Annotated in this window: 13 protein-coding genes and 1 tRNA gene; 11 read left to right on the top strand and 3 right to left on the bottom strand. The window is 69.1% G+C overall.

What is annotated here, in order from left to right:
- Window positions 1–109 precede the first annotated feature (109 nt).
- Complete coding sequence (locus tag IEY56_RS23435; RefSeq protein ID WP_189039261.1) at window positions 110–631, bottom strand: DUF3830 family protein; 522 nt, start codon at window positions 629–631, stop codon at window positions 110–112.
- A gap of 130 nt (window positions 632–761) precedes the next feature.
- Between IEY56_RS23435 and ehuB the strand changes: the two genes are divergently transcribed.
- From ehuB to IEY56_RS23490, 11 genes are all read left to right on the top strand, one after another.
- A complete protein-coding gene (ehuB, locus tag IEY56_RS23440) occupies window positions 762–1,697 on the top strand; it encodes an ectoine/hydroxyectoine ABC transporter substrate-binding protein EhuB (RefSeq protein ID WP_189039262.1) in 936 nt (311 codons plus the stop codon).
- Window positions 1,694–2,443 carry an ectoine/hydroxyectoine ABC transporter permease subunit EhuC gene (gene ehuC / locus IEY56_RS23445; RefSeq protein ID WP_189039263.1) on the top strand — a complete coding sequence of 250 codons (750 nt, stop codon included), beginning with the start codon at window positions 1,694–1,696 and terminating at the stop codon, window positions 2,441–2,443. Before ehuB ends, ehuC begins: the two co-directional genes overlap by 4 nt.
- Window positions 2,440–3,090: an ectoine/hydroxyectoine ABC transporter permease subunit EhuD gene (gene ehuD, locus IEY56_RS23450; RefSeq protein ID WP_045866703.1), complete on the top strand. Its 651-nt coding sequence runs from the start codon at window positions 2,440–2,442 to the stop codon at window positions 3,088–3,090. Before ehuC ends, ehuD begins: the two co-directional genes overlap by 4 nt.
- Window positions 3,080–3,895 carry an ectoine/hydroxyectoine ABC transporter ATP-binding protein EhuA gene (ehuA, locus tag IEY56_RS23455; protein ID WP_189039264.1) on the top strand — a complete coding sequence of 272 codons (816 nt, stop codon included), beginning with the start codon at window positions 3,080–3,082 and terminating at the stop codon, window positions 3,893–3,895. Before ehuD ends, ehuA begins: the two co-directional genes overlap by 11 nt.
- Before the next feature lie 201 nt (window positions 3,896–4,096).
- Window positions 4,097–4,855 carry an IclR family transcriptional regulator gene (locus tag IEY56_RS23460; RefSeq protein WP_189039265.1) on the top strand — a complete coding sequence of 253 codons (759 nt, stop codon included), beginning with the start codon at window positions 4,097–4,099 and terminating at the stop codon, window positions 4,853–4,855.
- Between the two features lie 67 nt (window positions 4,856–4,922).
- Window positions 4,923–4,996: transfer RNA gene (locus IEY56_RS23465), tRNA-Lys, on the top strand.
- Window positions 4,997–5,295: 299 nt separating this feature from the next.
- A complete protein-coding gene (locus tag IEY56_RS23470) occupies window positions 5,296–5,886 on the top strand; it encodes a lytic polysaccharide monooxygenase auxiliary activity family 9 protein (RefSeq protein ID WP_189039266.1) in 591 nt (196 codons plus the stop codon).
- 231 nt (window positions 5,887–6,117) lie between these two features.
- Window positions 6,118–7,284 (top strand): winged helix DNA-binding domain-containing protein, encoded by a 1,167-nt coding sequence (locus IEY56_RS23475; protein ID WP_189039267.1) that lies wholly within the window; start codon window positions 6,118–6,120, stop codon window positions 7,282–7,284.
- A 500-nt stretch (window positions 7,285–7,784) separates the two neighbouring features.
- A complete protein-coding gene (locus IEY56_RS23480; RefSeq protein ID WP_189039268.1) occupies window positions 7,785–9,740 on the top strand; it encodes a glycosyltransferase family 2 protein in 1,956 nt (651 codons plus the stop codon).
- Window positions 9,737–11,734 (top strand): radical copper oxidase GlxA, encoded by a 1,998-nt coding sequence (gene glxA, locus IEY56_RS23485; protein WP_189039269.1) that lies wholly within the window; start codon window positions 9,737–9,739, stop codon window positions 11,732–11,734. The genes IEY56_RS23480 and glxA overlap by 4 nt, the downstream gene beginning before the upstream one ends.
- Before the next feature lie 365 nt (window positions 11,735–12,099).
- On the top strand, window positions 12,100–13,626 hold the full coding sequence (locus tag IEY56_RS23490; protein WP_189039270.1) for an alanine/glycine:cation symporter family protein: 1,527 nt from the start codon (window positions 12,100–12,102) through the stop codon (window positions 13,624–13,626).
- A gap of 184 nt (window positions 13,627–13,810) precedes the next feature.
- Here the strand turns inward: IEY56_RS23490 and IEY56_RS23495 are convergent, their stop codons facing one another.
- Window positions 13,811–14,905 carry a glycoside hydrolase family 6 protein gene (locus IEY56_RS23495; RefSeq protein WP_189039271.1) on the bottom strand — a complete coding sequence of 365 codons (1,095 nt, stop codon included), beginning with the start codon at window positions 14,903–14,905 and terminating at the stop codon, window positions 13,811–13,813.
- Between the two features lie 269 nt (window positions 14,906–15,174).
- On the bottom strand, window positions 15,175–15,954 hold the full coding sequence (locus IEY56_RS23500; RefSeq protein ID WP_189039272.1) for an HAD-IIA family hydrolase: 780 nt from the start codon (window positions 15,952–15,954) through the stop codon (window positions 15,175–15,177).
- Between the last annotated feature and the right edge of the window lie 35 nt (window positions 15,955–15,989).

The following is a 15,989-nucleotide window of genomic DNA, read 5'->3' on the forward strand; positions in this document are numbered from 1 at the left end:
CGAGGACGGACCTCCGCCTTGCATCCGCACGCACCAGACGACGCGAGCCCCGCCCTCCGGGCGAACGGCGCCATTTGCCAGACAGGCCCTAGTCCGTGTCGTAAGTGCCTTACAGCCTGCGGAAGTTGAGGGTCTCCCCGAGAGCTCCGGCCCGCCACAGGTCCTGGCAGGCCTCGGCCATCTCGTCGAGACCCTCGACCACGGCTCCCCAGACGATGCCGGGCACCCAGCCGGCGTCGCCGTTGATGAGGAGGTTGTTGCGCTCGTAGAAGAGCGCGAGGTCGATCACGGTGGAGCGGGTGGCGTGGGCGGCCTGGCCGCCCCGCTGCTCCGCCGCCGCCTCGTAGCCGTAGGACGACGTGTTCAGCTGGGTGTCAGTGAAGGTGAAATAGCACAGATCGCCCGGAATGGGGGTGATCGTCGGGTTCTCCAGCGGCGGTTCCTCCGGGGCGAACGGCGGGATCAGCGCATAGATCTCGTTGCGCGCGTACTTCGCGTGGTAGACGTCGCCGCCGAGCGGCAGCGCGTTCCACACGGCATCGCAGGTGAGCGGTGCGCGGTCGTCGAGAAGTTTCGCCGTGCAGCTCACTCCCCGCTTGTCCAACGACACCTCGATGAAGCGCTCGGCCATCGTGCCTCCGGGTGGTGCTGAGATGGATCGTTCCGTGTCAATGGTGGCGCAGCGGTCAAGCCCGCAACGACCAGGTCAAGGGCTGAAAACGATCCGCATATCTTCTGGTTGCCTGGGTAGCTGCGCGCCCATGGCTCCACCACGAGGGAAGAAGACGGGAAGTACCGGGAGAACCGGTAGAACTCTCGGTCGCCGTTCGCTGCTCGCCGGAGCGGCGTCGCTGACGGCTGCCGGGACGCTGGGCGCCACCACGGCCTGCAGCCGTGTGTCCAGCGCCGGAACCGGAGACGGGGGCGATCTGCTGGAGAGAATGAGAATCCAGGGCACTGTGAAGGTCGGCATCGCCGGCGAGCAGCCCTACAGCTACATCGACAAGAACGGCGAGCTCACCGGAGCCTCGCCGGCCATCGCACGGGTCATCTTCGGGCGGCTCGGCATCGACAACGTGCAGCCGATGCCGACGGAGTTCGCCTCGCTGATCCCGGGGCTCAACTCCCAGCAGTTCGACGTGGTCGCCGCGGGCATGTACATCACACCCGAGCGCTGCGCGCAGGTCCTCTTCGCCGACCCGGAGTACGAGATGCGGGACGCGTTCATCGTCCGCAAGGGCAACCCGCTGGGCCTGCACACCTACAAGGACATCGCCGAGAAGGGCGCCAAACTCGCCACGGGCGTCGGCTACGCGGAGATCGACTACGCGAAGGACGCCGGCATCAAGGAGAGCGAGATCAAGCTCCTCCCGGACCAGCTCGCGGGCCTGCTGGAGGTGCAGGGCGGCCGTGCGGACGTCTTCGCGGGCACGGCGGTGACCGTCCGCAACGTCGTCAGGCAGTCCAAGAGCGGGAAGACCGAGTACACCAAGGCCTTCACGCCCCAACTGGACGGCAAGCCCGACCTGGGCACCGGCGCGTTCGCCTTCCGCAAGGGCGAGACGAAGCTGCGCGACGCCTTCAACGAAGAGCTCCACAAGATGAAGAAGAGCGGTGAGCTCCTCCGGATCATGAAGCCCTTCGGCTTCATCGAGCAGGAGATGACGACCCAGACCGCGAAGGAGCGCTGCAAATGACGGACCTTACCTGGGGTCTGTGGGAGCTGCTGCTGAAAGGCGTCTGGGTCACAGTCCAGCTGACGTTCTTCAGCGCCCTGCTCGGAGCAGGCGTCGCGTTCGCAGTCGGGGTCGCACGCACCCACCGGCTGCGCGTGGTGCGCTTCCTCTCCGGCGCCTACATGGAGATCTTCCGCGGAACCTCCGCTCTCGTGCTGATGTTCTGGATGTTCTTCGTCCTGCCCGTGGCCTTCGGCTGGCAGCTGCTCCCCATGTGGGCCGCCGTCCTGGCCCTGGGCCTGTCCTACGGGGCGTACGGGTCCGAGATCGTCCGCGGGTCGATGGCCGCCGTGGCCCCGGCCCAGCAGGAGGCGGGCATCGCGCTCAGCTTCAGCCCGTGGCAGCGGCTCACCAAGATCGTGCTGCCGCAGGCGTGGCCCGAGATGATCCCGCCGGCGAACAACCTGCTCATCGAGCTCCTGAAGGGCACCGCCCTGGTCTCGATCATGGGTGTGGCGGACACCGCGTTCGGCGCGATGCTGGTGCGCAACGCGACCGGCGAGAGCGCGCCCGTCTACACGATCATCCTGGTGATGTACTTCGTGCTCGCCTTCGTCCTCACCCGCGGCATGCGCGTGCTGGAGCGCCACGCCAAGGCGGGCATCGGGCAGGCCCCGCCGCCGAAGAGCCTCGGCGTACGGCGACAGGTGACCGTGCCGCGCCAGGCCGCCTCGAGTGACGTTCCCACCGCTGGAGGTGCCGCATGAACTGGGACTGGTCGGCAGTCGGCGACTTCATGCCGCGCCTGTGGGACGGCGTGCTGCTCACGCTCCAGGCTCTGGTGCTGGGCTCGCTCATCGCCTTCACGCTGGGACTCGTCTGGGCGATGGCCCAGCGGTCGAGCCTGAAGATCGTCTCCTGGCCGGTGACGGCCCTCACGGAGTTCATCCGGAACACCCCGCTGCTGGTGCAGCTGTTCTTCCTGTACTTCGTGCTGCCCGAGTGGAACGTGACGTTCTCCGCGTTGGTGACGGGCGTCATCGGCCTGGGTCTGCACTACTCGACGTACACCGCGGAGGTCTACCGGGCCGGTATCGACGGTGTGCCCGTCGGGCAGTGGGAGGCGTGCACGGCGCTGAGCCTGCCGCGCAGCCGCACGTGGAGCGCGGTGATCCTGCCGCAGGCCATCCGCCGCGTGGTGCCCGCGCTGGGCAACTACGTCATCGCGATGCTGAAGGACTCGCCGATGATCGCGACCATCGGTGCGCTGGAAATGCTGGGCCAGGCACGGCAGTTCAGTGCCGAGACCTTCCAGCCGACGGAGCCGATCACGGTCATCGGCGTCGTCTTCATCCTGATCGCCTACCCGGCATCCCTGCTTATGAGAGCCCTGGAGCGTCGACTTGTCCACTGACAGCAGCACCTCGAAGGAAACGAAGAACCCGGCCGCCGACGGCAGTGAACTGATCGAGTTCAAGGACGTCACGAAGCGCTTCGGCAGCAACGTCGTCCTCGACAATCTGTGCTTCAACGTCGCCTCCGGCAAGCACGTGACGCTCATCGGGCCGTCGGGATCCGGCAAGACCACGATCCTGCGGCTGCTGATGACGCTGCTGAAGCCCGAGGAGGGCACGATCAAGGTCGCCGGCGACTACCTCACCCACGAGGAGCGGGGCGGGAAGCTGGTCCCCGCGGGCGAGCGCCACAGCCGCGAGGTCCGCAAGAAGATCGGCATGGTCTTCCAGCAGTTCAACCTCTTCCCCAACATGAGGGTGCTGCGGAACATCACCGAGGCGCCCGTACACGTGCTGGGCCTCTCCAAGGACGAGGCCGAGCAGCGCGCACGCGAACTGCTCGAACTGGTCGGCCTGACCGAGCACATCGACAAGTACCCGACACAGCTCTCCGGCGGTCAGCAGCAGCGGGTGGCGATCGCCCGCGCGCTGGCGATGCGGCCGCAGGTACTGCTGCTGGACGAGGTCACCTCGGCCCTCGACCCCGAGCTGGTGGCGGGTGTGCTGGACGTCCTCCGCGACATCGCGCACACCACCGACATCACGATGCTGTGCGTCACGCACGAGATGAACTTCGCCAGGGACATCTCGGACGACGTGCTGATGTTCGACGCGGGCCGCGTCATCGAGTCGGGTTCGCCGGAGAAGATCTTCAGCGACCCGGAGCACGAGCGCACGCGCGAGTTCCTGAGCGCGGTGCTGTAGAACCGCCCGCCCAGCAACCGGCCGGGGCCCTGTCCGTACTTGCGGACAGGGCCCCGGCCCTTGCGCGGGACCCGCTGTTCCGCATATGCCAAAAAGGCACAACGGCCCCCACCGGCAGCCCCGTTGACCGCTATCGTGAGAATCACCGTGACCGCCCGCGACGGTCGCGACGCAAACGGTCACCCGCCAAGGAGGCCCGTCGTGGCGCTGAAGCCGGAGCACACCGCACCGTTCCACTCAGTGCGGTATGCGCTGCGCGTTCTGGAGGCGATAGCCCGTCACCAGGACGGCGTCTCGGAAGCTGATCTCTCGCAGGAGACGGGCCTTCCGCCGGGGCTCCTGGCGCATCTGCTCTCGATGCTCTGCCGCGAGGCGTATGCGGAGCGCCTTCCGGACGGCACGTACGTCGTCGGCGAATCGCTCGTCCTCCTCGGCTCCGGCGGGGACCGCGAACGGGCCCTGGACGAACGCCTCCAGCGGACGCTCGCGGACCTGCGGGACACCGTCGGCGCGGCCGTCTACCTCAGCCGGTACAAGGACGGCGAGCTGGAGGTCACCTCCTACGCCGACAGCCCCATGACCCCCGCCGTGAACGAGTGGGTCGACTTCCGCTCCGCCCTGCACGCCACCGCGATCGGCAAGTGCCTCCTGGGGCAGCTCGACCACGACGGCCGCAGGGACCACCTCTCGCGGCACAGAACCGCCCGTCTCACGTCGCGCACCATCACCGACGAGCGCCTTCTGCTGAACACCCTGGACCGGCAGCCCCCGACCGTCCCCGTCCTGGACCTGCAGGAATACGCGGTGGGCACGGTGTGCGCGGCGGTGCCGGTCACGGCCGGCTCCTCCGTCGGATGCCTGGCGCTGTCCCTGCCCGTCGAGAACGCGTACCGGCTGCGACGTGCCGCGGAGACGCTGAGCCGTAAGGCCGCTCCCGTCATGCTGTCGCTCGCGATCTGACCGTGGTCATGAGCACCCCCGCGGAGGGGGTAGTATTTTCCCCGTCGGCCCTCAAGGGGCCGGACAGGCGCCGTTAGCTCAGTTGGTTAGAGCAGCTGACTCTTAATCAGCGGGTCCGGGGTTCGAGTCCCTGACGGCGTACAGCAGAGAACGGAAGCCCTCCGCGCGAGCGGGGGGCTTCCGTCGTTTCCGGGACTCCCCACAGCTCACCGGCCTTCCACGGCCGCAGCCCCGCCGTCCCCGCGGCCGCGCGACGGCGGCCACTCCTCGCAGCGCGACCGCTCCGCGCTCCGCCGCTTCCCGCGCCAGTCCGCTCCCCGGAGCCTCCCCACCCCGTACGGCATTGGTCTGGACAACTCCCGGAACAACGCGCTAGGTTCCGACTTGGTCTAGACCGATCCGACAGGAACTCCTCTCCCCCACGAACCATCAGGAGCGACATGCGCAAGAGGATCACAGCGGCCGCCATCGGCACGGCGCTCGGCGTCTCGGCCGTGCTCTTCGCCGCCCCCGCACAGGGCCACGGCTTCGGCACCGACCCGGCAAGCCGCCAGGCGAACTGCGCCGACGGCACCGTCACCGGCTGCGGAGCCATCGAGCACGAGCCCCAGAGCGTCGAAGGCCCCAAAGGGTTTCCCGAGGCGGGCCCCGAGGACGGCGCCATCTGCTCGGGCGGCAACGACGCCTTCAAGGAGCTCGACGATCCGCGCGGCGGAGACTGGCCCGCCACAAAGCTCACGCCGGGCAGCGACCACACCTTCAAGTGGTCGATGACAGCGATGCATTCGACGACGGACTTCAGCTTCTACGTCACGAAGGACGGCTGGGACCCCGCCAAGCCGCTCACCCGCGCCGACCTCGAGGCCGAACCCTTCCTCACCGTGCCGATGGACGGCGAGAAGCCGCCCGCGGAGTGGACCGGCGAGGGGAAGCTCCCGGAAGGCAAGTCGGGCCGGCACCTGATCCTGGGCGTGTGGACCATCGCCGACACGGCCAACGCGTTCTACGCCTGCTCCGACGTCGAGTTCTGACCCCGCGACGCCGCCCCGCGCACAGCGGGAGCGGACCGGCCCGGCCGCGCCCCACAGCGGCCGGGCCGGTCCGCATCCCGGTCGGCCTCGCGCCCCTGCGGCGACGCGTCCCTGCGGTTCCGCGCCCGGTGCGGGCGGACCGCTGAGACCGCGCGCGGGACGGCCCCCGGCCTGCGTCCGTACGGGCCACGCCGCGTGGCGCCTCCGTGGGCGATCCGCCAGACTCCCCTCATGCACCCGGTCACCCTCACCCCCAGGGCCCTGGGCCGTGCGCTCGTGGCACGCCAACTCCTCGCGGAACGCTCGCAGATGAGCGCCCTCGAAGCCGTCGAGCATCTGGTCGGCCTGCAGGCGCAGGCACCCCGGCCGCCCTACTTCGGCCTCTGGTCGCGGCTCGCCGGATTCCGCGCCGAGGAGCTGTCCGGGCTGCTGCGGGAGCGCAAGGCCGTACGGGCCGGGGTCATGCGCGGCACCGTCCACCTGGTCAGCGCCGCCGACTGCCTGCAGCTGCGACCGCTCACGAGGGGGATCTACGAGCGGCTGATGCGCAGCAACTACCGCAGGCGCCTCGAGGGCCTGGACATGTGGGAGGTCGCCGACGCGGGCCTGGAGCTCCTGCGGCAACAGCCCCGTACGGCACGCGAACTGGCCCGGCTGCTCGGCGAGCGGTGGCCCGGCCACGACGCCGACGCACTGGCGCAGGCACCGCGTGCCCTGTGCGACGTGGTGCAGATCCCACCGCGCGGGCTGTGGGGCGCCTCGGGTCTGCCCGCCTACGACACGATCGAGTCATGGCTGGGACGACCCGTCTCACCGGAGCCCGACGTCGAGTCGGTGGTGCTGCGCTACCTGGGGGCGTACGGGCCGGCCTCCGTGCTGGACGCCCAGACCTGGTCGGGGCTCACCCGCCTCGGGGAGGTCTTCGAGAGGCTGCGCCCGCAGCTGCGGGTCTTCCTCAGCGAAGGGGGACGGGAACTGTTCGATCTGCCCGAGGCCCCGCGGCCCGACCCCGAACTCCCGCTGCCCGTACGGTTCGTGGCCGAGTACGACAACCTCGTCCTCTCCCACGCGGACCGCACGCGCGTCATCGGCGACGAGGAGCGCGCCGCGATCGCGAGCCGCAACGGGCAGGTGCCCGGCACGATCCTGGTCGACGGCATGGTGCGGGGGACGTGGAAGGTGCGGCAGCCCCGGAAGCGGGTGGCGGTACTGACGGTGACACCTCTGGGCCGCCGCCTCACCGCCGACGAGGAGCGGACACTGGCCGCGGAGGGCGAGCGGCTGCTGGACTTCGCCGTGCACGGCGGCGAGGACGCCGGATCGGGCCGGGGCGGCGAGGAGTTCACCGTCGCCTTCGCGGACCCGGCTCCGGGGCGGACGGCGCGGCGGACGGCGTAGGCTGCTCCCGCACGGGCCCGGCCGAACCGGGCCCGGGGGCCTGGTGAGTTGCCCGGAGGCCGAGCCGGTAGGGCCGCCCGGCGCCCGCACCCGGTGCGGTGTGCCGGTGGACACGTGAGCGCTACATTCCGTCCCCTCCCAGCCACACGATCCGCCCACTTCGGTGACACCTCCGTCACAGAGATCGCGTCGAATCCGCTCACACGGGGACGAACTTTCCTTTTTCGCCCTTGCGTTCGGGCCGGGAGTCGGAGAACCTACGCACGTCTTCGACCGCCCGCGAAAGGCCCACCGGCACCTGGGGCACCGGAGACGGGCCCGTCTGCGGCGGGCCGAAGATCCGTTCGGATGGCGAACCGGAAACCGGTCACATGGGAACCGGCGGCTGTCCACTCGCAGTCTCAGTACGAAGCAGCCGACGCCTGCCGCGCCCGGGGCCGCGGGAAAGGACGCGGGAAGCACGAGCACACGCAGACTGCTGCGTTCAGGGGGACGGACCCATGACCTCTACGAGGGACGGCGGCCGACAGCCGGAGCCAGGGCACTCGGCCGACGACGACCCGACGCGGACGACGCAGCTGCGCATACCCCGCAACATCGGGCAGAAGGCCCGCGACACCCTCGGCCGCGGACGGCGCTGGGCGCCCAAAGAGCTGCCGCGCTACGACTACGAGCACTACAGCCGGCTCGCCGGGCCGCTGACCCAGCCCGCCGCGGACAAGCCGTACCGCGTCAAGTACCGGAGCCTGCTGGCCGACGAGCCGCACCGGTTCAGGGCCGCCTTCCTGCTCGGTCTCGCACCGCTGCTCTCTGCGGGGCTGCTGTTCTGGCTGATGCAGCCGCAGCACTGGACGCAGCGCGACGACGGCGCCGTCTCCGACCTCGTCCTGAAGCTCGACATCGTCATGCTGGTCTCGATCGGCCTGATCGAGCTCTTCCGTACGCTCAACGTCCTCTCCAACGCGCACGCCACGCTCGTCGCGCGGGACCCCATACCCGTGGTGCCGGAGTCCGGCACCCGCGTCGCCTTCCTCACCTCCTTCGTGCCCGGCAAGGAACCGATCGAGATGGTGACGAAGACGCTCGAGGCGGCCGTGAAGATCCGCCACAGGGGCCTGCTGCACATATGGCTGCTGGACGAGGGCGACGACCCGGAGGTGAAGGAGGTCTGCCGCCGGCTGGGCGTGCACCACTTCACCCGCAAGGGCGTGGCCCGCTGGAACAAGCAGAAGGGCCCGCACCGGGCGAAGACCAAGCACGGCAACTACAACGCCTGGCTCGCCGCCCACGGCGACAACTACGACTACTTCGCCTCCGTCGACACCGACCACGTGCCGCTGCCCAACTACCTGGAGCGGATGCTCGGTTACTTCCGGGACCCGGACGTCGGGTTCGTCATCGGCCCGCAGGTGTACGGCAACTACGACAACTTCGTCACCAAGGCCGCCGAGAGCCAGCAGTTCCTCTTCCACGCCCTCATCCAGCGTGCCGGGAACCGCTACGACGCGCCCATGTTCGTCGGCACCAGCAACGCGGTGCGGATCAAGGCCATCAAGGGCATCGGCGGGCTGTACGACTCGATCACCGAGGACATGGCCACCGGTTTCGAGATGCACCGGGCCAGGAACCCCGAGACGGGCCGCAAGTGGCGCTCGGTCTACACCCCGGACGTACTCGCCGTCGGTGAGGGCCCCAACGCGTGGACCGACTTCTTCACCCAGCAGCTGCGCTGGTCGCGCGGCACGTACGAGACGATCCTCAAGCAGTACTGGCGCGGCGTCTTCACGCTCCCGCCGGGGAAGCTCTTCAACTACACGATGCTGATGATCTTCTACCCGATCTCGGCGCTCAACTGGATCCTGGCAGCTCTGAGTTGCGCGCTCTTCCTGGGTCTCGGCGCCTCGGGTGTGCAGATCGACCCGACCGTCTGGATGGCGCTGTACGGCAACGCGTCCGCGCTGCAGATCGGCCTGTACATCTGGAACCGGCGGCACAACGTCTCCCCGCACGAGCCGGAGGGCTCCGGCGGGCTCGCGGGGATGCTCATGTCCGCGCTGTCAGCACCGATCTACGCGCGCTCCCTCTTCGACACGGTGCTGCGGCGCAAGAGCAAGTTCGTGGTGACTCCGAAGGGCGACTCGGCGAGCCCTGACACCCTCTTCGGCACCTTCCGCATCCACCTCTTCTTCATCGTCGTCTTCGGCGGCTCGCTGGGCGGTTCCTTCTACCTCGGCCACGACCACCCCGCCATGATCACGTGGGCCGCGCTGGCGCTCCTGATCACGGCGGCGCCGATCATCGGCTGGCGCGTCACGGTGCGCGCCGAGAAGAAGAAGCGGAAACAGCGCCGGCACCGGCACCGGCAGGGCGGCCCGGTCCCGCCGCCCGCCGGCTCCGCACCGGACCGGACGCAGCCCGTACCACTGCACACCGCCCCTGGGGGACGTGAAAGATGAAGTACCGACCGAGCCGGCGCACGCGCCGTACGGCGATAGGCGCGGCCGTGGTCATGGTGATCGCGGGATTCAACGGGCCCGTGCTCTACGACCTCGCCTCGGAGCGATACCACGACTACACGATCAACAAGCCGGAGTACAAAGCCGAGAACGGGCACTGGAAGACCGTCGACGTCCCGAAGAAGTACCGCATCAACACGATCCACGCCGCACTGCTGCACACCGGCAAGGTGCTGCTGGTGGCGGGATCGGGCAACGACGCCAAGCAGTTCAAGGCGAAGACGTTCCGCACGGTGCTGTGGGACCCGGTGAAGAACACCTTCAAGAACATCTCCACGCCCAACGATCTGTTCTGCGCGGGCCACACCCAGCTGCCCGACGGGAAGCTGCTGGTGGCGGGCGGCACACGCCGGTACGAGAAGCTCGGCGGCGACGTGAAGAAGGCCGGCGGCCTCATGATCGTCCACAACGAGAACCCGGACCGCGCCAAGACCCTCAAGGCGGGGACGCTCTTCACCGGACGCGAGAACGGCAAGACGTTCGAGGCCAAGGACAACGTCCTCGTGCCGCGCGCGAAGAAGAAGGCCGACCCCGTCACCGGGCAGGTCAAGGTCACCCCGAGCGTCGCCCGCGTCTACGTGGAAGCGGCCAGGAGGGGGAAGCAGTACCAGACCGGGACCGAGGACAACTACCGGATCCACGGCCTGCGCGGCGCCGACCGCAGGAACATCTACGGCATCGCGCAGAAGCTCTCCTTCGACAAGAAGGACTTCCAGGGGATCAAGGACACCTACGAGTTCGACCCGGTGGCCGAGCGCTACATCAAGGTCGACCCCATGCACGAGGCGCGGTGGTACCCGACGCTGACCACGCTGGAGGACGGCAAGGTCCTCTCGGTCTCCGGGCTGGACGACATCGGGCAGGTCGTCCCCGGCAAGAACGAGATCTACGACCCGCGGACCAAGAAGTGGGAGTTCCTGCCGCGGAAGCGCTTCTTCCCCACCTACCCGGCGCTGCACCTGACGTCCGACAACAAGATCTTCTACTCCGGCGCCAACGCCGGCTACGGGCCCGCCGACCAGGGCCGGACGCCCGGCCTGTGGGACCTGGAGACCAACGGGTTCCGCAAGATCCCCGGCATGAGCGACCCGGACGCCCTCGAGACCGCCATGTCCGTACCGCTGCCGCCCAGCCAGAGCCGCAAGTTCATGGTGCTCGGCGGCGGCGGCGTCGGAGAGTCGAAGAAGGCCACCGAGAAGACCCGCATCGTGGACCTGCGCGAGGACTCCCCGCGCTTCCGCAACGGGCCCGACCTGTACGCCAAGGCCCGCTATCCCAGCAGCGTCGTCCTGCCCGACGACACCGTGCTGACGACCAACGGCTCCGGCGACTACCGGGGACGCAGCGAGAGCAACATCCTCAAGGCCGAGGTCTACGACCCGAAGACCGACACCAAGAAGAGCGTCGCCGACCCCCTCGTCGGCCGCAACTACCACTCGGGCGCGCTGCTCCTGCCCGACGGGCGCGTGATGACGTTCGGCTCGGACTCGCTCTTCTCCGACGAAGCCAACACCAAGCCCGGCAAGTTCGAGCAGCAGATCGACATCTACACGCCCTCCTACCTCCACCAGAAGGGCGAGCGGCCGGAGTTGAAGCACGCGGGCCTGGCGGAGCAGAACGCCAGAACGGTGCGGCTGGGCGGGTCGGCCTCCTTCAAGTCCGGGGACGCGGCCAAGATCAAGAAGCTGCGGCTCATCCGGCCGAGCTCCTTCACGCACGTCACCAACGTCGAGCAGTCCTCCGTCGCACTCGACTTCAAGCGGACCGCCGACGGCGTCACGGCCGAGATCCCCAAGGACCCCTCGCTCGTGCCGCCCGGCTGGTGGATGGTGACGGCCGTGGACGGCAAGGGGGTCCCGTCGAAGTCGGTGTGGCTGAAGGTCCCCAGGACCGCCACGGCCCAGACTCCGACGACGACGCCGGTCTCGCCGTAGCCGTCCCGCCAGCCGGCCGGCCGTTCGGCCGTTCGGCCGTTCGGCCGTTCGGCCCAGGATCTGCCGGAGCTGTCCGAGCCCCGTCGCGGCGCGCGCGTCCGCGGCGGGGCTCCGTCATGCCTTCCTCAGAGGATCCTCAAGCCGCGATAACGGTCCGGGCACATCCCCCAGGTCGCGTGGCCTCTGCGATCCACATCACTTGCCCCGGTCGCTGTCCGTGATATGAACTGGCGATCCGACTTTGCTGCGCCTTTACCGTCAGCTCACCGTGCCGTTACCCACAGTCGACGACGGCCGCGTGACCGGGCTCAGGGCAGGCGTCACCGGTCGGGATTTCCATGCCGCTCCACTGCCGAAGGTGGCACATGTCGCTCGACTCCATGACGCAAGATTTCGACAAGGCCGTAAATGATCTGTTCGATCCGGTCGCAACCTGGCTGAGTGAACTGGTCTTCTACGCGGTGCCCGTGGCCGGCGCCGAGCTGCCGCTCATCGTGGCATGGCTCGTCGTCGCCGGACTGGTCTTCACCGTGTGGTTCGGCGTGGTGCAGTTCCGCAAGTTCAGGGTCGCCGTCCAGGTGGTGCGCGGCAAGCACGACGAGAGCGACTCACCCGGCGAGGTCAACCACTTCCAGGCGCTCACAGCCGCGGTCTCCGGCACCGTCGGCCTCGGCAACATCGCCGGAGTCGGCGTCGCCGTCAGCGTCGGCGGCGCGGGCGCCACCTTCTGGATGGTCCTGTGCGGGCTCCTCGGCATGGCCACCAAGTTCGTCGAAGTCACCCTCGGCGTGAAGTACCGCGAGGAGCACGCCGACGGCACCGTCTCCGGCGGCCCGATGCATTACCTGCCCAAGGGTCTCGCCGAGCGCTTCGGCCGCAACGGAAAGATCTTCGGATCGGTTCTCGCGGCCCTCGCCTCCATCATGATCCTCTTCTTCGGTCTGTTCGGCGGCAACCTCTTCCAGATCAACCAGAGCTACGCCCAGATCACCTCCACCACAGGCGGCGAGGACAGCTGGATCGGCTCCTCGGCGGGCGCCCTCTTCTTCGGTGTACTGATCGCCGCACTGGTCGGCGTCGTGCTCATCGGCGGCATCAAGTCCATCGCCTCGGTCACCAGCCGCCTCGTACCGGCGATGGCCATCATGTACGTCCTGGCCTGCCTGACCGTCATCCTCTGGAACTTCGGCCAGGTCCCCAGCGCGTTCGTCGACATCTTCGAGGGCGCCTTCGCACCCGAGGGCGTCGCGGGCGGCATCATCGGCGCCCTGGTCATGGGATTCCAGCGCGCCGCCTTCTCCAACGAGGCCGGACTCGGCTCCGCACCCATCGCGCACTCCGCCGTGAAGACGAAGCACCCCGCCAGTGAGGGTCTCGTCGCGCTGCTGGAGCCGTTCATCGACACGGTCATCGTGTGCACCATGACCGCCCTGACCATCGTCATCGCCAGGCCGGACAGCTTCACGTCCGCGGGCGAGGAGGTCGAGGGCGTGACTGTCACCTCCGACGCCTTCGCAACGGTGCTTCCCTGGTTCCCGAACCTGTTGACCGTCGCGGTGCTTCTCTTCGCGTTCTCCACCGTGCTGACCTGGGGTTACTACGGACTCAAGGCCTGGTCCCACCTCTTCGGCAAGAGCAAGGCGAGCGAGACCACGTTCAAGATCATCTACAGCATCTTCGCCGTAGCGGGCTCCCTGCTCTCCCTGGAGACCCTGATCAGCATGGCCGACGCGGTGCTGTTCATGCTGGCCGTCTTCAACATCATCGGCCTGTACCTGCTCGCCCCGGTCGTCAAGCGGGAACTCAACTCGTTCCTCGCCCACGTCCGCGGCGACACGAGCGCGGCCGACAAGAGCACCGGCGCCGACGAGTCCGCGCCCGCTCCCCACTGAGGCCCGGACCGGCGCCTCGCTGAGGCGTGAGCCGGCCCTCACACACGCGGCGAGGCCGCACCCGTCGAAGCGGGTGCGGCCTCGCCGCGTGAGAAGCCGGGGTACACACGGCGCGGAGCCGGACCGTGCGGCGGGCGGTGGTGCGGAAACCGTGCGCCCGGCCCGTGCCTCCCGGCCGGGAGCCTCAGCGCTTGTTGCGCACCAGGCCGAGTGCGTACTCCGGCCACCACTGGCCCGCCTTGGGGCCGCCCTTGCACTCGCCGTCCGACTCGCCGGGCCGCTTGATCCACAGGTATCCGTCGATCAGCTTGTCACCGGTCTTCGTCGTCGGCGCCTCCCCCAGCGCACGGCCCGGCGGGTTGCACCACGCCTCCTCGTCGGCGCCGGCGCCCGCGACCGGCCCGTTGCCGTTGCGGCTGGTGTCGATGACGAACGGCTTGTTGCCGACCATCGGGGAGAACTTCCTGCCGTACGCCGCGTTCGACTCCGTCGTCTGGTAGTTGGAGACGTTGAGCGAGAAGCCGTCGGCCTTGTCGATGCCGGCACGTTTCATCGGCTCGACGAGGCCGCCCGGGTCCCGCACCCAGTCGGGGTTGCCGGCGTCCAGGTACACCTTGGTGCGCGGCAGGCTCTTCAGCTTGCCGACGGCCTCGTTGAGGAGCCGGAAGCGCTCCGGCTGGAACTGCTCGGGAGTGCACCCCTCCATCAGCACGTGCGGAATCGCGTCCGGTTCGACGATCACCGTGGCCGCGCGCTTCCCGATGCCCTTGACCACCTGGTCCAGCCAGGCGCGGTAGGCGCCCGCGTCCGGCGCACCGCCCTTGGAGTACTGGCCGCAGTCGCGGTGCGGCAGGTTGTAGAGCACCAGCAGCGCCTCACGGTCCGCCTTCGCGGCGGCCCCCACCACCTTGCGCGTCTGACCGCCCGGATCCTCCGTGCCGATCCACTCGGCGACGGGCTGCCCGGCGATCTTCCGCATCTGCTCGGCCTGCCGGCCCTTGCCGTCCTCACGGTAGGCGTCGGCCTGCCGCGCCGCGTTGCTCCGAGGGTCCACCCAGTAGGGCGTGACCGACTTCGGCCTCTGGCCCTGCCCGCCGCCGCCGTCCGCCGAGTCGCCGCCCTTTTCCGGGCCCGGGTCGGAGGAGCAGCCGGCGAGCAGCGCCGCCGCGAGGACGCACGCCCCGCCGGCCGCGAACCGGGAACGGGCGGCCGTGCGCCGTGCGCCGCCTCCGCCGGTACGGGCTCCGGGCCGCGGACGTTCACTGTCGCTGCCGTACATCCCACTCCCCCTAGGGTCTGTCGTCCGGATCTCCGTGAACGGGCCGCGGCGCCGGATGCGGTGCGTCACAAGCCGGTGGACCGTCGCCGTACCGGCGTACCCGGACGGCTCCGGCAACGCAGCGAAGGTCGTCGGCTGCCGCCGCGGACCCACGGAGATTCACGACCGGATCGCCCATCGTGTCACAGCGCCCACATGGCTCGCGGGCGTCCCAGCCCGACGTTACCCGGCTGTTCCGGACCCCGTCCCGCCGGAAGCGGAACGGCAGTTCAGATCCGGTCGACGAGATCCGCGATCGAGTCCACGACCTTCGACGCCCGGTAGGGGAAGCGGTCGATCTCGTTCGGCCGGGTGAGACCCGTCAGCACGAGGAACGTCTCAAGTCCCGCTTCCATGCCCGCCCTTACATCGGTGTCCATCCGGTCGCCGATCATCGCGGAGGTCTCGGAGTGCGCCCCGATGGCGTTCAATCCCGCCCGCATCATCAGCGGGTTGGGCTTTCCGACGAAGTACGGCTCCTGACCGGTCGCCTTGGTGATGAGGGCGGCGACCGATCCGGTGGCGGGCAGCGCGCCCTCCGCCGAAGGGCCCGTCTCGTCGGGGTTGGTGGCGATGAACCGGGCGCCCTCGTTGATCAGCCGGATCGCCTTCGTCAGCGACTCGAAGCTGTACGTGCGGGTCTCGCCCAGCACCACGTAGTCGGGCTCCGCGTCCGAGAGGACGTAGCCGATGTCGTGCAGCGCCGTCGTCAGCCCCGCCTCGCCGATGGCGTAGGCCGTGCCGCCGGGACGCTGGTCGTCGAGGAACTGCGCGGTCGCCAGAGCCGACGTCCAGATGTTCTCCGTCGGTACGTCCAGGCCGATCCTGCCCAGCCGGGCGTGCAGATCGCGCGGCGTGTAGATCGAGTTGTTCGTCAGGACGAGGAAGGGCCGCCCCGACTCCTTCAGCCGCTTCAGGAACGCCTCGGCACCGGGCACCGGAACGCCTTCGTGCATCAGCACGCCGTCCATGTCGGTCAGCCATGACTCGATCGGCTTGCGCTCTGCCACCTGCTGCTCCTGACGGAGTCGGGTTCTGCCTGTCG

This window comes from Streptomyces daqingensis (genome assembly GCF_014645895.1).
GTDB lineage: Bacteria > Actinomycetota > Actinomycetes > Streptomycetales > Streptomycetaceae > Streptomyces > Streptomyces daqingensis.